The organism is Helicobacter sp. 12S02634-8 (assembly GCF_002272865.1).
Classification (GTDB): domain Bacteria; phylum Campylobacterota; class Campylobacteria; order Campylobacterales; family Helicobacteraceae; genus Helicobacter_J.
The window spans coordinates 103,134-120,434 of the sequence record NZ_MLAP01000007.1 but is presented as its reverse complement, the minus strand read 5'-3'; the positions used below and the strand labels follow the sequence as shown (position 1 = coordinate 120,434).

At 40.4% G+C, this 17,301-nt stretch carries 13 protein-coding genes and 1 pseudogene; 6 read left to right on the top strand and 8 right to left on the bottom strand.

Annotated features, from left to right (window positions below):
- The 4 genes from BKH46_RS05965 to trmA all read right to left on the bottom strand — a co-directional run.
- The coding region (locus tag BKH46_RS05965; RefSeq protein ID WP_172402580.1) for a restriction endonuclease subunit S at positions 1-685 on the bottom strand (685 nt) is incomplete at its 3' end.
- Complete coding sequence (locus BKH46_RS05960; RefSeq protein ID WP_216358704.1) at positions 678-2,297, bottom strand: class I SAM-dependent DNA methyltransferase; 1,620 nt, start codon at positions 2,295-2,297, stop codon at positions 678-680. The genes BKH46_RS05965 and BKH46_RS05960, both read right to left, overlap by 8 nt.
- A gap of 25 nt (positions 2,298-2,322) precedes the next feature.
- Positions 2,323-5,517: an HsdR family type I site-specific deoxyribonuclease gene (locus tag BKH46_RS05955; protein ID WP_095225930.1), complete on the bottom strand. Its 3,195-nt coding sequence runs from the start codon at positions 5,515-5,517 to the stop codon at positions 2,323-2,325.
- 228 nt (positions 5,518-5,745) lie between these two features.
- Positions 5,746-6,876, bottom strand: a complete 1,131-nt coding sequence (gene trmA, locus BKH46_RS05950) for a tRNA (uridine(54)-C5)-methyltransferase TrmA (RefSeq protein WP_253248316.1) — start codon at positions 6,874-6,876, stop codon at positions 5,746-5,748.
- Positions 6,877-7,000: 124 nt separating this feature from the next.
- On the opposite strand from trmA, the gene BKH46_RS05945 reads away from it, so the two are divergent.
- Genes BKH46_RS05945 through BKH46_RS05930 form a run of 4 tightly spaced genes read left to right on the top strand, consistent with a single transcriptional unit; the run spans position 7,001 to position 11,232 of the window.
- Positions 7,001-8,824, top strand: a complete 1,824-nt coding sequence (locus BKH46_RS05945; protein ID WP_172402579.1) for a DNA polymerase III subunit gamma/tau — start codon at positions 7,001-7,003, stop codon at positions 8,822-8,824.
- Complete coding sequence (tsaE, locus tag BKH46_RS05940; protein WP_253248315.1) at positions 8,821-9,234, top strand: tRNA (adenosine(37)-N6)-threonylcarbamoyltransferase complex ATPase subunit type 1 TsaE; 414 nt, start codon at positions 8,821-8,823, stop codon at positions 9,232-9,234. The genes BKH46_RS05945 and tsaE overlap by 4 nt, the downstream gene beginning before the upstream one ends.
- Positions 9,227-9,949 (top strand): LPS export ABC transporter ATP-binding protein, encoded by a 723-nt coding sequence (lptB, locus tag BKH46_RS05935; RefSeq protein WP_095225915.1) that lies wholly within the window; start codon positions 9,227-9,229, stop codon positions 9,947-9,949. Before tsaE ends, lptB begins: the two co-directional genes overlap by 8 nt.
- A 2-nt stretch (positions 9,950-9,951) precedes the next feature.
- Positions 9,952-11,232 (top strand): RNA polymerase factor sigma-54, encoded by a 1,281-nt coding sequence (locus tag BKH46_RS05930; RefSeq protein WP_095225914.1) that lies wholly within the window; start codon positions 9,952-9,954, stop codon positions 11,230-11,232.
- A 151-nt stretch (positions 11,233-11,383) separates the two neighbouring features.
- Here the strand turns inward: BKH46_RS05930 and BKH46_RS05925 are convergent, their stop codons facing one another.
- On the bottom strand, positions 11,384-12,598 hold the full coding sequence (locus BKH46_RS05925) for an argininosuccinate synthase (protein WP_095225913.1): 1,215 nt from the start codon (positions 12,596-12,598) through the stop codon (positions 11,384-11,386).
- Positions 12,599-12,742: 144 nt separating this feature from the next.
- Here BKH46_RS05925 and BKH46_RS09495 point away from each other — a divergent pair, with 144 nt between their 5' ends.
- Both BKH46_RS09495 and ggt read left to right on the top strand, forming a co-directional pair.
- A complete protein-coding gene (locus tag BKH46_RS09495) occupies positions 12,743-12,904 on the top strand; it encodes a hypothetical protein (RefSeq protein WP_172402578.1) in 162 nt (53 codons plus the stop codon).
- Between the two features lie 230 nt (positions 12,905-13,134).
- Positions 13,135-14,823 (top strand): gamma-glutamyltransferase, encoded by a 1,689-nt coding sequence (ggt, locus tag BKH46_RS05915; RefSeq protein WP_095225911.1) that lies wholly within the window; start codon positions 13,135-13,137, stop codon positions 14,821-14,823.
- Positions 14,824-15,075: 252 nt separating this feature from the next.
- Here ggt and BKH46_RS05910 read toward each other — a convergent pair whose 3' ends face one another.
- The 3 genes and pseudogenes from BKH46_RS05910 to BKH46_RS05900 form a co-directional block, all read right to left on the bottom strand.
- Complete coding sequence (locus BKH46_RS05910) at positions 15,076-15,720, bottom strand: outer membrane protein (RefSeq protein ID WP_172402577.1); 645 nt, start codon at positions 15,718-15,720, stop codon at positions 15,076-15,078.
- A gap of 91 nt (positions 15,721-15,811) precedes the next feature.
- Complete coding sequence (locus tag BKH46_RS05905) at positions 15,812-16,561, bottom strand: outer membrane protein (RefSeq protein WP_095225909.1); 750 nt, start codon at positions 16,559-16,561, stop codon at positions 15,812-15,814.
- A gap of 236 nt (positions 16,562-16,797) precedes the next feature.
- Positions 16,798-17,292 (bottom strand): annotated as a pseudogene (locus BKH46_RS05900) (YbhB/YbcL family Raf kinase inhibitor-like protein); the annotation flags it as partial.
- Between the last annotated feature and the right edge of the window lie 9 nt (positions 17,293-17,301).

Below are 17,301 nucleotides of genomic sequence, written 5' to 3'. Positions count from 1 at the left end.
ACTGCTCATTCCACACCATTTGACCACCTGAGGAACGATAAGGCTTGCCGTTTTCGTCGGGAAAGTCAAATTGTGTAAACCAATAGTCGTAAATAGTCTTTGCCATCTGCACTAAATTATCATTTATCAGTTGGTTAGTCACAATCTTTTTTGATATTGTTTCGATACAATTTGCAATTTTTTGTTGTTCAGTAAGACTTTCGGGATAACGTATTGGCAAATCTCGAATTTCGCTTAAAGTTAAAAGTGGAACAGTGCTGCCTTTATTGTTTTTTTTCAAAAGCTCTTGTATCCAAGGACTTGAAAACCAATAATACGCATACAAAACATCAACTTTTTTCTGATCAATTCTTACACGGATTTGTTTATTCGAGATTACATATTCAGCATAAAGAGAGGTTTCTGGAATAATCCCAACCTGCCCTAATGTTCCAGCTGCTGTGAAAATTAAATCATCTTTATATGCGTAGCATTTCAATTCTTCAGCCTTTTCCTTAGTAACAAATACAAAACCCTTATCGTAAAATTTATCATAAGATAGACTTAGATTATTTCCTCGAATAACAGGAACCCCCTTAGCAACAAAAAATTTACTACTTATATTTGAACCAAAGGGACCAGAGATAATTGCTCCTTTTTCTTGTAATGCAACATATTCCAATGTGGCTTTAATAATTTTACTCATACTTCACCTTCTTCAGCTGTTCCATAATTTCCTTTTGCAAAGTATTACCTTCATCAAAATATTTCTGAAGTTTTTCTGTGTATTCAGCCATTTTTGCGTTAAATTCATCTTGTGTCAGCTCTACATATTCAATTTTGACATCAAAGTATTGTCCTGCTGCAAGGGAGTATTTTTTCTCTTTGATTTCATCGTAAGTAACAGCAACGGAAAAATCATCGACCGCCTCTTTATTCAAAAATGTGCCCACGATTTTATCTATTTCAAAATCACGCAATCGGCGTTTTTGATTATTTCCATCCTTGTATTCCTCTCCGAGCTTAGAAGCGTCGATGAGAACAACTTTATCTGTAGTCCTTGAATTATCAAAGAAAAGAACAGATACATTTGTGCCTGTTGTAGCAAATACATTTGATGGCATACTGACGCAACCACAAACAATCTTTTCATCGACGATATACTTGAGTATTTTATTTTCAACACCACTTTTTGCCGTTACAAAACCAGTGGGAATAACAATTGCACCTTTTCCACTGTTTTTGAGACTATTGATTACATGCTGGATAAAGCAAGTATAAATAGCCATACTTTCTTTTTTCTTCTCCGGAACTTTAGGCACTCCAGCCCAGAAGCGGGCAGGCATTGCAGCTATTTTTTCTCGCGTATCCGAAAAGTCCATTTTAAACGGAGGATTTGAAACAACAAAATCAAACTGGCGAAGATTCTGTCCATCATCTGACTTGTGATACGGTGATGTCAAAGTATCCCCCTGAATAGCATAGTCAAGTGATGATACAAGTCCATTAAGGATAAGATTCAGCTTAAGCATCTTGTTGCTCCGCTGTGAAATATCTTGAGAAAAAATCGTACACTTATCTTCGCCGATCTTATGGCTTAAAGCCATAAGCAGTGTTCCAGTTCCTGCTGAGGGGTCATAACACTCTACACTATGTAGGTCTGTTGCATTACCTACAAGCAATCGTGCCATAATAGTTGCAATTGCATGTGGTGTGTAATATTCTGCGTATTTACCACCACCAGCAGTGTTATAATCTTTTATCAGATACTCAAATATAGCCGCAAAAAAATCGTAATGCTCACTAAAAGCTTCTTCAAAAGAAAAATTTACAAGTTTATCTACGAGCGCTCTTGCAAAAGGTGCTCTCTGGGCTTCATCTGTAACATATTGGGTTAGTTTTTCAAACAAAGGAATCTTCGTATTTTGCGTTGTTTGTGTTGAAAAGATGGCACTATTTCTATCTGCAATATCAATCATTGTGCTGTCAAATATAATATCAAAATCACCTTTCGCCTGCTGGTTCCATAAAAATGAAATCAAATGATCTGGGTTAAATCTTGGAACATCAGGGGACATTTCATCAAACATATCCAACCTATCAGCTTTTGACATTTCTGAATAAGCAATTTCCCACTTGTCTGCGCACGCTATCTCCGAGTTTATCTTCTTTATTTCATATCCAAACTTGTCATTAAGAAACTTATACAAAAAAACCTGAGTGATAATCTTATACTCGTTTCCATCATTCCCCATACCGTATATCTGACAGGTTGATTTAAGGGCATCGATTAAGGCTAATGTCTTTTCTTTTATCATAATCAGTCATTCTCCATTTTTATAGTTATGCTACTGAGTGTGTGGTATTATACTGGTCAAGATACTGACTAGTTATCTTGCTTTGGATAAACTCTCTACCCTCTCTCTCAATTGAAACACCAGCTTTATCCATACTATGCTTTATCTGTGACATAACAGTCTGGTCAAAATATGCATCCTTTTTCAGTATATCGTTTCGGTCATAAACCTTCTGATCGATATCACTTTTTATCGAAAGTAATACATCCATAATGGTTTCATAGTAAGCCGACACCAATGGGGCTTTGCCAGTGGATGCTCTCTTTTGATTTTCTTCACAAATACGTTTATGAACGCGAACAAACTTAACATCATCACGGTACTTACCCTTGAGCCTCTTATTTTCTTCGTGTAATTTTTCAAGGTTCTTCAGAATCTCATCTAGTGCTTCTGAAGCTTTTGTAAATTTATCAATACTGCTTATCTCAAAGCCATGCTCTTTGAATCTCTGCATAAATGCTTCACCTAGCGTGATAAGTTCAGGGTCGTCTGGGTCAATATTCTGTCTAAATAAACGAATAGCCTTTTGCCGTTTTTCCTCAAGTTCAACATCACCTCCAGCAATCAGTTTCATTTCTTCTTCACTTATTTTGCTGAAGTTAAAGGTGATATGTTCCATCGCTTCATTTACTAGCCACTTTGTTGGACCATCTTCTGCAAAGGCTTCTTTCTGATTGATGCTATTAATATGATGCTGTACCACTGAAATCATTTCAGGTAATTTTTTAATCTCAAGATGTGCGAAAGTTTCTTTTAGCTCATCATCACCAAATCTTCTAACAATATTATAGCAATCACCTGCAGCAACCAATATTTTACGCAGTTTTAGCAGCTCTGTTTTATCCTCTATTGTCGAAATCTCAGAACTAAATTCTTCCAAATTATTGGTCGTATAATCAAACAAAACTTGACGTGCTTCTCGCACCTGCTGAACAAGAGCTTCTGGGTCTTCAATAACCTGCCAGAAGGTATCAGTTTCATTTCCTGCACCTGTTTCATCTGGGTCATTGAACCTATTCAATTCACGCATATACGCCTCATTAGTCTGTTCAAAATTCGACTTAATGTCAGCGAAATCTATAATATAGCCATAGCGATTATCTTTGTATGGTCTATTAATTCGGGTTATTGCCTGCAAGAGATTATGGTCTTTTAATTTTCTTCCGAAATATAATCGCTTCAATCTTGGAGCATCGAAACCAGTGAGTAGCATATTGAAGACAATCAGAATATCTACCTTCATATTCTTCTTAAAATCTTTTATGGTCTGCTTCCTTGTTTCTTTATCATCACTATCATGAAGAATCAATCCAGCTTTTAATAAGCTTGGATCTGAGTTGTTTTTGTTTAACTCATTCTGAACTCCATCAAAATATGCGTACAATTTTCGAGCCTGCTCACTGGTTTCACATATGACCATACCACCAAGAGAATTGTCTCCTTTGATAGTCCTGAATTCTTTCAGATCAGTAATGATATATCGTAGTAGTTCTTTCACATAACTATCGTGTTCTATAATCTGGCTTTTCTTGATATCCTTCTTTTCTACCAAGGTTTCAAGTTTCTCATATATCTGCGATAGTTTTTCTTTGTAAGAAGTTGCAATATCTTCGCGAATTATTTTTAGAGTATATCCATCTTGGATAGATTTATCATAATAATATGTATGGAAATACTCACCAAAAATTTTCCACGACGCTCTTTCCTCCTTCAACAAAGGCGTTCCTGTCAGAGCAATCTTAATTGAGTTTTCATCAGCATCAAAAAGATTAGCCAAGAAGCTACCAGTCGGGTTATAGCCTCTGTGTGCTTCATCTATGATAAATATACGTTGAAGATTAGTCGCATACGCTTCAAGACGCACTTTCTGCTTATCCTCAGCAAATCGCTGAATGTTTACAACAGTGATTTCTGGTTTTCCGCTATTACCTTCCATAGCCTGATTATTTCGGAATTGCTCCATCAACTCAGCACGAGAATTGGCTGTTTTAACTTCAAGTCCACGTGCTTCAAATTCCTGAGAAGCCTGCTCCAATAAATCCAATCGGTCTACGATAAAATAGAACTTTGCAACCTTATTTTGTTTCGCAAAATAATCCGTAAGAACATAGGTCAAATAATATGAGAGTGCAGTTTTTCCGCTTCCTTGAGTATGCCAGATGACACCAGACTTTTTTCCTTCTTCCAATTTCTTTTTCACTGCCATTGCCGCAAACATCTGCTGATAGCGTATGATATGTTTCTGGTCTGTAAATTCTATTTTTCCATCTACTTCTTTTTCTATCTTCACATAGGCAATACCATATTTGATAATAAAAAGTAATCTTTCAGGGCTACACATAGAAGTCAATACCCTATTGGTAGGTGTATTGATATTCAAATTAATCTGGTATTCAGGTGCGTGGTGAATAACCTGACAATTAAAATCTGTCAGAATTCGCTTTTCTTCATCTTTAGATACATCTTTATAAGGATATTCCTTGTTGTATGTAGCGATTGTATCACCTGAAAGGTTTTCTTCTCTGAAACAATTAAACGGTGCCTCCGTTTTTGCCGCTGTACAATAGAAAGCTCCCTGAATAGGCACAATACCACCCATTGCATCATACTCCATATTGTTGGAAAATAGCATGAGCTGTGTGATATTGATAAATCTTCTAAACTTCTTATTGGGAAAGCGCTGTTCATTCATACGACGACTTTCAGCCACCATACCACCAGGATTATTAGGCTTTTTAACCTCTACGAACACAATGGGTAATCCATTAACAAACAAAGTTATATCTGGGCGAAATTCATCCTGCCCATTTTTACATGTAAACTCTGCAGTGCAGTGATAAACATTATTATTAGGATTATCATAATCCACAAGTCTCACAGGAGATACGCTCGTTAATCGGGAATAAAAACTACGACCAAGGTCGTCATTGTCCAACTCCCGATGAATTTCTTTTAACACCCAAGAAGCTTCTCCTGCACGATCGGGATTTAATTTTGCAAACTGCTGTTTGAATATATCAATTAAAATATTTGTATCAGGGTCATACACCTTTTTATCAGCCTGCTCTTCAGGTAATTTTCCATAGTATGTGTATCCAAGTTTAGTAAGATGCACAAGGGCGGGCATCTGAACACGAGTAGCCTCATTAAATAAACTTTTTTTACCGCTACCAATCGCCATAACCATTGCCTCCATTCTTTGACTCAGCATAAAATTCATATGAATTTGCGATGTTTAACATTTTTACAACACTATCATATCAAATAACTTATCCGATAAACTTAAATTATTCTTATTTGTTATTGTTGCATAGTTTCATCTTTTGATATCTTTATTACCGATGTCTAGCTGATAGCTGCTAAACCCCAACTCACAGAAATCCCTATATTTTCAAGCTATTTTTACACCCTACTTTTGTATCCTTTTCATCAATACTATGCACTCCAAATGATGGGTGTATGGGAATTGGTCAAAGAACGCACAATGCTCGATATAGTGGGTTTTCAGCAGTGTGTTGAGGTCTTGGGCGAGTGTGAGGGGGTTGCAAGAAATATAAATAATATGCCTAAATCCCCCGATAAACTGCAGCATACCAACATCACCAATCCCGCTCCTTGGGGGGTCTATCAATACATGCGAAAAGTCAAATGCACGCAAATCAATCCCCTTTAAGCGAAAAAATTCTCGCTCAAAATTTAAAGCTGCAATCGTTTCTGCCCCGCTGAGTCTTGCTGGGGTGATATGAGTGATTTGGTTGTGCATAGCGTTGCTACAAAGGGTCTGTATGGAGGATTTGACAATTTCTGTGGCAAAGACTTTGCGGAAGTGCTTGGCTAGCGGGATTGTGAAATTCCCACTACCACAATACATTTCTAAGAGGTCTTTGGTAGAGGTGGTTTCAAGATAAGAGAGGATAAATCCAATCATTTGGATATTGATATAGGGATTGGGCTGGGAAAATGCCCCCTCTTTTTGGATATAAAAATACTCTTTTTGATGGATTTTTAATGTTTCACAGATAAAATCTTGTGTGAGGGTGTATTTTTGCCCTTTGGAGCGCCCAATAATATGGCATGAAAGTTCTTGGGCTTGCTTGAAAGCGATCTCTGCCCATCTCTCATCAAGCCGATGGCGATAGATGAGTGTAATCAGAGACTCCCCAGAAAGAGAACCGAGTATCTTGATACCATAGAGTTTGTGTTTGAGTATGTCTTGTGCGTTGATGGATTCTAAGAGCAAGGAGAGTTTTTGCATGAGATGTGGGAGGATAATGGGGCAAGAAGTGATTTTGACACGATTGTTTTTGCCATAGGTATTCATCGATAGATAGACTCTGTCTGCTTGGGTGTGTAAGCGAAATTCTGCTCTGGCTCTAAAAGCCTCTGGAGGGGAAGAAAAAACAGAAATATCATCAACAAGCCCTGCAAAAAGCTGCTTGTATGTAGCGACCTTTTGTTCTAACTGCAAAGAATAGCTCGCATTGATTTGACAGCCCCCGCATTGACCAAAATGCTCACAGACCATTGACCCTCCAAGCATTGCCCCTTGTTTGGGGAGAGATAGCAAGGGGTGAGGAAATCGATAGAGTTTTGGTTGGTTTCATTTGTTTCATAGGCAAAATGATATAAAATAAAATCTTATAATAGAATTTTAAAGGCATATAATGGCTTTAGCTTTGGCATTGAAATATCGTCCCACGCATTTTGGCGATCTCATCGGACAAGAAAGTGTTTCACAGACTCTCTCTTTAGCCCTCGATCACGGCCGTATCTCTCACGCATATCTTTTCAGCGGTCTTAGAGGGAGTGGCAAGACAAGCTCTGCGCGGATATTTTCTCGCGCACTCCAATGCGATAATGGTCCTACAAGCACGCCCTGTGGGCAATGCAGTAATTGCAAATCTGCACTAGAGGGGCGCCATCTTGATATCATTGAAATGGACGCTGCTTCAAGCAGAAAGATCGATGACATCAGAGATTTGATCGAACAGACCAAATACTACCCCAGCTATGGGCGATATAAAATCTTTATTATCGATGAGGTGCATATGCTCACAAAAGAGGCTTTCAACGCACTTTTAAAGACGCTTGAAGAGCCCCCTAATTATGTGAAATTTATCCTAGCGACCACAGACCCCCTCAAACTCCCTGCTACGATTTTATCCCGCACACAACACTTTCGCTTCAAGAAAATCCCCCATAAAGCCATCGTTGCGCATATTGCTTCGATTTTAGATCAAGAAAATGTAGGCTATGAACCTCCTGCCCTAGAAGTCATTGCCAGAAGTGGCGCAGGGAGCTTGCGAGATGCTATCACAATCACCGATCAAGCCATCAGCTTTTGTAACCAACATATCACCACAACCAAAATCACTGAAATGCTAGGCGTTGTAGATCCCCATATCATTAGGGGATTTTTTGATGCGATTTTAAAGCACGATGAGAGCAAGCTCCAAGAGCTGTTAGGCTTGCTTGAAGAGTATGAATGCGAGATGATTATCGATGAGATGATGTTATTTTTAAAAGAAGTTTTGTGCCTTAAGGACAAGGATTTTCCTGTTGTCTTGATCGATAGATTTTTGCGTATCTTGAGTGAGAGCAAGCATTTGCTCAATATCAATTCTGATGGTAGTTTTGTGTTGTTATTATTGAGCTTGAAAATGCAAGAAGCCATGAAAGTAAAAGATATTGATGCAATGATTTATGAGCTAGAATCCCATCTTACTCCCTTGAATTCTACTCCCCCCTCCACTGCCACATCACATACCCCTATTTCTCACCCCGCCACCTCTTGCCCTCCCACATCTGTGCCCTCCCCTAGTGCTCCACTCGCTAGCACAAGCCCTGCTCCCATCAAAGAAGACCTATTCAGCACTTTGATTGCAAAAATCTATGATCGCAGTCAAGATTTGGGCGGGGTATTTGAGAAAAATATTATTTTTGTGTCCTTTAGCGATGGAGTCTTGAGCTGGAAAAATCTCGCCCAAGACAAAGAACGTACAATGCTTGTGCAAAACTATCCATACATCAAAATGATGGTCCAAGAAGTCTATGGGATTTATACAAAAATCAATCTGATCCCCACCCCAACCCACAACGACCCACAAACATCGCAAACCTCGCAAGCCCCAAATGCTGTCACTACTACAACTCATGATTCTGTGCCTTCTGAGCCCTCTATACCCTCTATGCCCTCTAGACCATCTGAGCCATCTATAGCAGGCACGCAAGCTTTTGAACCCGCTCTTGAATCCACCCCCAAACCTCTATCTACCCCATCTCAAACCCTAGAAAATCCAGAGTCTCACGAAATCCCTAAAGACTCTCAAGCTCCTCAAACACCCCAAGCCCCAGAGAGATCCCCTCAAGATATTTTTTTGCAAGAGCATTCTGAGCTTGTCCAAAATATCAAAACCCATTTGGGCGCTACACACATGAGCGTGCTAGCCAATCACGATACTAACGACACTAAAAAGAGGGATTTGTGAGAGAGTTTTGCACAAATCTGCAAAATATCGGTGGAGTCATCGAATATCTTAAAAAAATCGCTATGGATAAACACATGATTTTCTTGCTCCAAGGCGATCTTGCAAGCGGCAAAACAAGCCTTGTGCAAGCCTATGTTGCGTCATTTTATCCCTCAGAACTTGTCACCTCCCCAACCTTTAGCTTGATGCACCAATACAGAGATATTTATCATTATGACCTCTATAATCGCTCTTTAGAGGAATTGCTCGCATTGGGGTTTTTGGAGTGGCTAGAAAATGAGGGCACGCATTTTGTCGAGTGGGGCGATGGGCGCGCTATGGCTTTATTGCGCGAAAATGGCTACAATACTTGTGTGGTGACATTAAGCAAACATAGAGATGAACGAATTTATAGGATTTTTGATGAATAAGCTCCAAGCACAAAATCTCAGCAAACAAATCAAGAAAACAAAAATTGTCTATGATGTTTCCATCGAAGTATCAAGTGGTGAAGTTGTCGGGCTTTTAGGGCCTAATGGTGCGGGCAAAACGACAACATTTTATATGATATGTGGGCTTTTGCAGCCCAGTGGAGGCAAGGTCTTTTTAAACAATGTCGATCTCTCTGGCTATCCCTTGCATAAGCGCTCGAATATGGGGATTGGGTATTTGCCCCAAGAATCGAGTATTTTCAAAGATCTCAGCGTTGAAGACAATCTGTCTTTGGCTGCTGAAACTTCGTTCCATAATACCAAAGAAGCGCAAAACAAAATCGAGCAAATGCTTGAAGCCTTTAACATTGCTCCCATCAGACACCGCAAAGGCCTGTCTTTGAGCGGGGGCGAAAGGCGCAGGGTCGAGATTGCTAGGGCTTTGATCAAAGACCCTAAGTTTATCTTGCTGGATGAGCCTTTTGCCGGAGTAGATCCTATCGCTGTGATCGATATCCAAAAGATTATCCAACAACTTGTATCTTTAAATATCGGTGTCCTCATCACAGACCACAATGTCCGAGAAACGCTCTCTGTCTGCCATAGGGCATATGTCATCAAAAGCGGGGCATTGCTAGCGAGTGGGAATAGTGAGCAGATCTATCAAAACCCACTGGTGAGAAAATATTATTTGGGTGAAAATTTCAAGGTGTGATGATGGCGCAAGGGGCAAGGCTGCGGCAAAATGTAGGTGTCAAAAATAAGCTTTCTACCACACTCAAAAGTTGGCTCCCTATCTTGCAAAGCAATGTCTTTGAGATGGAAGAAACCATCAACGAATATGCTAAAGAAAATCCCTTTATCAGCCTACAAAGCTCGATTGTGCAAGATTTTAGCTCCAAACTCAAAAAGCCCTATCCCAACGCCCCACTCAAAAGCTCAATCAGCGATAAAATCGAATCTTTGAGTATTTATGAAAAAAGCCTTTATGAAGTTCTCACCGACCAAATCCTCCCCCCACTTTTCCCCACACAAATTTCTGTGCGTATTGCTTTGGATATTATCGATAATATCAACGAAGAGGGATATTTTGATGGGGATATTCATGAATGTGCGCAACAACTCTCTATCAGCCCAGAAGAATATGAAAAAATCAGACAAAGATTTGCTTATCTCGATCCACGGGGCGTGGGGGCAAAAGATGTGCGGGAGTCGTTTTTGTTCCAGCTTGAAGAATACACACAAATTTCAGATGCAGTTTATACTCTTTGTATCCAGATCATCAACAATCTATCCAACCACAAAAGCTACAGCACCCAAGAGGGATATTATGAGGCCATGAAAGTCATCAGAGGGTTCAAAAACCCCCCTGCATTGGCGTTCTCACAGCAAGAGGCTTTCATCATACCAGATATTTTAGTCATCGAAGAAGATGGACAGATACAAGTTTCACTCAATGATGCCTATTATCCAAGCGTTATCATCGAAGACCTCAAGGTCAAAACTTCTGAACAATACCTAAAAAACAAGCTCAAAGAAGCCAGAGATCTCATTGATGCACTCGATATGCGCAAACAAACAATCCAAAAAATCGGCCTGATGATCGTCGAATATCAATATGACTTTTTCAAAGGTGGAGAGATAAAGCCCATGCGCTTAAAAGATATTGCTGATGAGTTTGGTCACGCGCCCAGCACGATTTCGCGTGCGATTTCAAACAAATATCTTGAGTGCTCTAGGGGGATTTTACCTATCAAGAGCTTTTTTACCACAGCAATTGAGGGCGATATTTCTAATGCGTCTATCAAAGATTATATATTTGAACTCATCAAAGGCGAAAATCAGAAAAAACCCTTGAGTGATCTGAAAATCTTAGAGCTTATCGAGGAGAGATTCCAGCTCAAGATGGTGCGGCGCACGATTACAAAATATCGCAAACAGCTCAATATCGGGAGTTCTAGCGAACGAAAAAAGACCTATGAAATGCGCGTAGGATAGCTATCCTTGCTCCCTTGCCCTTGATACTTTCTTGATACCAAATGCGTATCACCATAGCCCATAGCTTTGGCTATTTTGCCCATTACCCATTTGGGTATGTTTTAGGCATATCTTTTGGGTAGTTGTGGGACTTTTGAGAGGCTAAGGCCAGTTATTTTCTGCTTTTACCAGCGATGATAAAACGCAAGGCATTGAGCTTGATGAATCCCGCAGCATCTTTTTGATTATAAACACTATCAGCTTCAAAAGTGCTATAAGCTTGGTTGAATAGGGAGTTTTTAGACTCTCTGCCTGTGATGATGACATTGCCTTTATAAAGCTTGAGATAGACTCTGCCTTCTACTTTTTCTTGTGTTTTGTCTATCAGGGCTTGGAGCGCTTCTCTCTCAGGAGAAAACCAATAGCCATTATAAATCATTGCAGCATATTTAGGCATTAGCTCATCTTTGAGATGGGCTTGTTCGCGGTCTAAACAGAGCGATTCGATAGCGCGATGGGCTTTAAGCAAGATACTCCCCCCAGGGGTTTCATAGCAACCTCGAGATTTCATACCCACATAGCGATTTTCTACCAAGTCCAAGCGACCAATGCCGTGCTTGCCCCCTAGCTTATTGAGCTCACTGAGGAGATTAGCAGGGCTTAAGGGGATCTGATTGATGCTAATGGGGTCGCCATTTTTGAATTCAATGCTAATAGATTCTGGTGTATTGGGGGCTAAAAGTGGTGAGGTGCTCCATCGCCACATATCTTCTTCAGGCTCAATCGCAGGATCTTCTAAAATTTGCCCCTCATAAGAGATATGCAGCAAATTAGCGTCCATAGAATAGGGAGATTTTTTGCCCTTTTTTTCGATAGGGATTCCTGACTTCTGCGCATAATCTAGCAATTTTTCCCTTGAATTCAGATCCCACTCACGCCAAGGAGCGATGACTTGAATATCAGGATTGAGTGCATAAGCCCCTAGCTCAAAGCGCACTTGATCGTTGCCTTTCCCTGTAGCACCATGAGAGATCGCATCGGCCTTGACTTTTTGGGCGATTTCTACAAGTCTTTTAGCGATCAATGGGCGTGCGATACTTGTGCCAAGCAAGTATTCACCCTCATAGATCGTATTAGCACGAAACATAGGGAACACATAATCGCGCACAAACTCTTCTTTGAGATCTTCAATAAAAATATTTTCAGGCTTGATACCAAGCTGCATAGCCTTTTTCCTCGCAGGCTCCACCTCCTCGCCTTGCCCAATATCAGCCGTAAAGGTCACAACCTCGCATTGATACTGGTCTTGGAGCCATTTGAGAATCACACTTGTATCAAGCCCACCTGAATAGGCTAAAACCACTTTTTTGATTTCTTTTTTTGCCATTTATGCCTCACTTGAAGTTTTGATTTTGCAAATTTTACCCTAAATTTGGTATGGCTTTTTGATTTTTTGTTTGCTCACTGATGGAGGTTTTGGGATTATCTAAAAAATGATACACTCCTAAAACTTGAACACAAAGGGGCTTGTATGCAAGCAATTGATTGGGTAGGCGTGGTATTAGCATTGGGTGTGGGGGCGTATGGTGTGTATAAAATCATTGGTATCAAAAACTCCTCTAAAGGCTGTGGTTGCGGGGGCGAGGGGAAATGCTCTAGACCTAAGCATTATCAAACCAAAGATAAAAAATAAGCCCATCAAGACCCTTTTATCGTTTCATCTTCAAATCAAAATGAAAAATCAATAAAAGCTTAGAAGTGCCTAGAAAGTATTGATTGAAGCGTATGGAAGAAAGCAAAGCTGGCAAAAAGTCCCAAATAGAAACAATATGCAAAAAACCTGTGTATTTTCCTTGCATAAAAATTATTTTTGTTGCTAAAATGTAAATTCTATTGAACCCAAATCCCATAAAAGGAATAAAAATGAAAAATCTTTTTGCTCGACTCCTCGGGCTTGTATTCTTAATGGCTTTGACCCAAGCACTCAACGCAGCTGCCTATCCACCCATCAAAGACACTTCAAGTGGGCTTGCGATGACAAGCAATGCGCTTGCAAACAAGGTTGGTAAAGAAGTCTTAGACAAAGGGGGCAATGCTATTGACGCAGCTGTCGCTGTAGGGTATGCCCTCGCTGTTGTCCATCCTGCAGCAGGCAACATAGGTGGTGGGGGCTTTGCTGTGATCCATCTGGCTAATGGTGAAAATATCACACTCGATTTTAGAGAAAAAGCTCCCCTCAAAGCCACAAGAAATATGTATCTGGATAAAAATGGCAATGTCATTGCTGATGCAAGCACAATTGGCTATCTAGCAGCTGGCGTGCCTGGGACGGTGGCTGGAATGAGTGCAATGCTTGAAAAATACGGCACCAAAAAGCTCTCTGAACTCATCACACCTGCTATCGCACTTGCCAAAAACGGCTTTGTCATCACACAAAGGCAAGCAGAAACAATGGCCCAAGCCAAAAAAGATTTTGCTAAATTTGCCTCTTCAAAAAAATATTTCCTCAAAAAAGATGGCAGCAGCTATGAAGAGGGGGATTTGTTTGTCCAAAAAGACTTAGCAAAAACACTAGAACTGATCCAAAAAGAAGGGGCAAAGGCTTTCTATCAAGGCAAAATAGCTGACCTCATCGCTAAAGATATGGAAAAAAATGGCGGGATCATCACTAAAGAAGACTTAGCCCATTATAATGTTGTTTGGAGAAAGCCTGTTATAGGCAATTATCGGGGCTATGAAATCGTATCGATGGCCCCTCCTAGCTCAGGAGGCACTCATATCATTGAAATCCTCAATGTGATGGAAAATGCCAATATTGGCCAACTCGGCTTTGGCTCTAGCAAAACAATCCACATTATGGCTGAAGCAATGCGACAAGCCTATGCTGATAGATCACTTTTGATGGGCGATCCTGACTTCATCAAAGTCCCTGTAGATAAGCTCATCGATAAAGCCTATGCCAAAAAAATATATCAAAATATCCAACCCAACAAGGCCACACCCAGCACACAAATCAAACCCGGGCTTGGGCAAATCCACGAGGGCGAAAACACCACACACTATTCTGTCGCCGATAAATGGGGGAACGCTGTGAGTGTGACTTATACCATCAATGCATCTTATGGTAGTGCAGCTGCTGTAGATGGTGCGGGCTTTTTGCTCAATGATGAAATGGACGATTTTTCTATCAAGCCAGGTGTGCCCAATCTCTATGGTCTAGTGGGTGGCGATGCCAATGCGATTGAACCCAACAAAAGACCTTTGAGCTCGATGTCGCCGACTATTGTCCTCAAAGATGGCAAACTCTTTATGGTCGTAGGCAGCCCTGGGGGAGCTAGGATTATCACAACGGTCTTACAAGTCATCAGCAATGTCATTGACCATCAGATGAATATTTCTGAAGCTATCCAAGCCCCAAGATTCCATATGCAGTGGCTTCCTGATGAAATCAGGATTGAAAAATATGGCATGCCCGAAGATGTCAAAGACAACCTCAAAAAAATGGGCTATAAAATCATTACTAAGCCTGTTATGGGCGATGTCAATGCAATCCTCATCGACCCAAATTCTAAAATTATGTATGGCTCTGGCGATCCTAGAAAAGAATTCTAAGCCCGCAATACCCCTCTCTCCAAAAAAAGGGGAGGGCTTGAAAAAAGAGGAAGAGGGCTTGAATCACCCAAAACCACCTCCCCACAAGACAACCCCTCCAAAGCTAGCAAACCACTATACTAGCAAACTGCTATGCCCCTCTTAAAAATTGCAATCAGCACACAAACAATGCACGCAATACTCACAAACGCATGGATTTAGTGGATTCAATCGACCCAATGGACTCAATAGATTCAATCGATTGCGAGCAAATCAAAAGGTATAAAAATATCCGATATAAAATGAAGAATTGTAGCTGATGTTGGTTTGAAGCTCTTTTGTGATATTTGCCTCAGAGCTTTTTGAAGTCTTATAATCCTCGCTCTGCCAAAAAGGCACTTTCGCTCCGACTTCAAAGCCGTGGTGCTGATAAATATTCGTGCGTAGTCCCACATCAATAGTGGTCTGGAAATGGTGATAAAAATCGCGCTCTTTCCAGCTATCAGCGCCTATGCCTATGCCGCAGAAAAATCCAAAGCTAAGATTAGGCAAATCAAACACTTGATACAACACATCAGATCCGATACCATAATCAAGCATATGTGCGTGGTAAGGCTTGCCTTGGAATCTCCCAAAATCAACATAGCCATAATTCAAAAACGCATAATAACGCAAGCCAAACCACCTCCCATCACCAAAAAACTGCTTATATCCGAGCTTGAGCCCCACGCCATCTTCTGGTCTGGTTGAGCTGATTTGATTGGAGGTTGATTGAGAGTTTTCTTGCAAAAGAGTTTTTTGAGTGAAGCTCGCTGACCCCATATGGTAGCTTGCTCCGATGAAATATCCACTTTTTTCTGCGCCCAAAGGCAAGGTCAAAGCGACCAAAGCCAGAGAATAAAAAGAGATTTTTCGCATCATTACCTCAAATTACAAAAATATTTGTATTGTAACAAATTTTGCCCTACTTTTTATTCTGACTCACCTATGGCAATAAGAGTCCTTGAGTCTAAAATGTATAAAGATAGCTTACATAGACAGAATAATCGCGTTTGATTCTAGTCTGATTATGCATTGTCATCATCGCAACTGGCTCAGGCTGGACATTATCATCTTTATCGCTAAAAATATTATCTTGTAAAAGCGGGACTTTCACACCGATTTCAAAGCCGTGGTGCTGATAAATATTCGTGCGCAACCCTGCATCGATAGTGGTCTGGAAATTCACCATACTCACTTTGCCATTAGGAAAAAACTGCTTTTGGAAATCCTTGCCACTAGCAATCCAAGTATCTGCTCCCACGCCCACGCCCACAAACACTCCAAAGCTCGCATTGTCTTTCTCGATCAAATTCAAAAGCGCATCCACGCCCACGCCATAGCTTAGCATATGTGTATAATAATCATCATAGGCCGTTGTGCCATCTTTGCCTTTTTTGGGGATAATCGCACCAAAATTTGCATAGCCATAGTCTAAAAACGCATAATAACGCAAGCCAAAATGTTTAGACTCCCCAAAAAACTGCTTGTATCCGAGCTTCAGCCCTGCGCCATTGATCATAGGATTTTTATTATAGTTTTCATCAAAATCACTATTGGGGATATGTGTCCCACGCATTGAGGCAAACCCACCATAATTCTCCCTGAGATGCACCTGCCCGCCTTGATAGCTCACGCCTGCAAACACGCCACTCTCTTCTGCTACTCCCACACTGATTGAAGCCAATGCACATAAAGTCCCAAATATAACCTTTTTCACTTGTTTCCTTTAAATGAGGATTAAAATTAGAACAAGCCAAGATTATATAACAATATATAGAAAATAAAACTAAAATAATTCTAAATTCTCAATCATTGCACAAATGATAAAAAATATTATCTTTTACAATGTTTGTATCGGAACTCTGTCTGCCCTGTGGCAACGATAGAATCTGTCGCACTGAGCGTCGTGTAATAACATAGCTCATCTTTTTTGTCTTTGACATACATTTCTTTGATAATATGCCCCCGCATTGCATCGTGGAGGTCGTTGATGAAAAACGGCTTGGGGAGTTTGAGAGAAGACACATCGAGCGCATAAACATTGACTTTATAGTAATGGTCTTTATCAGGGGGCATGGGCCCTACATATTTGCTGCAAGCAAGATTGTGTGCTTCTTTTTGCTTCAAATCGCCCTCTGCTCTCCAAAATCCCTGAGTCATGCTATTGACCCCTTGCAAAATATCTTTATTTTCTTGTGAGGCGTTTTCTTTGAGCTCACAAGAGTGGATATTAGCCACAACCCAATGCACAAATATCTTCCCACTCACTCTGCACGCATCATAATCAATGATTTCTAACGCATAGCTCCTCGCGCCCTCTATGGGATCCCACATAATCTTAGGGGAATAAAAGGGCAATCCATCTGCGTCCAAAAACTCTTTTGAAGCCCTCCCACCATATTTATCGTCTAAAAACTTATCTGCACCTAATTCCATTCCGACTACCATATCGTTATC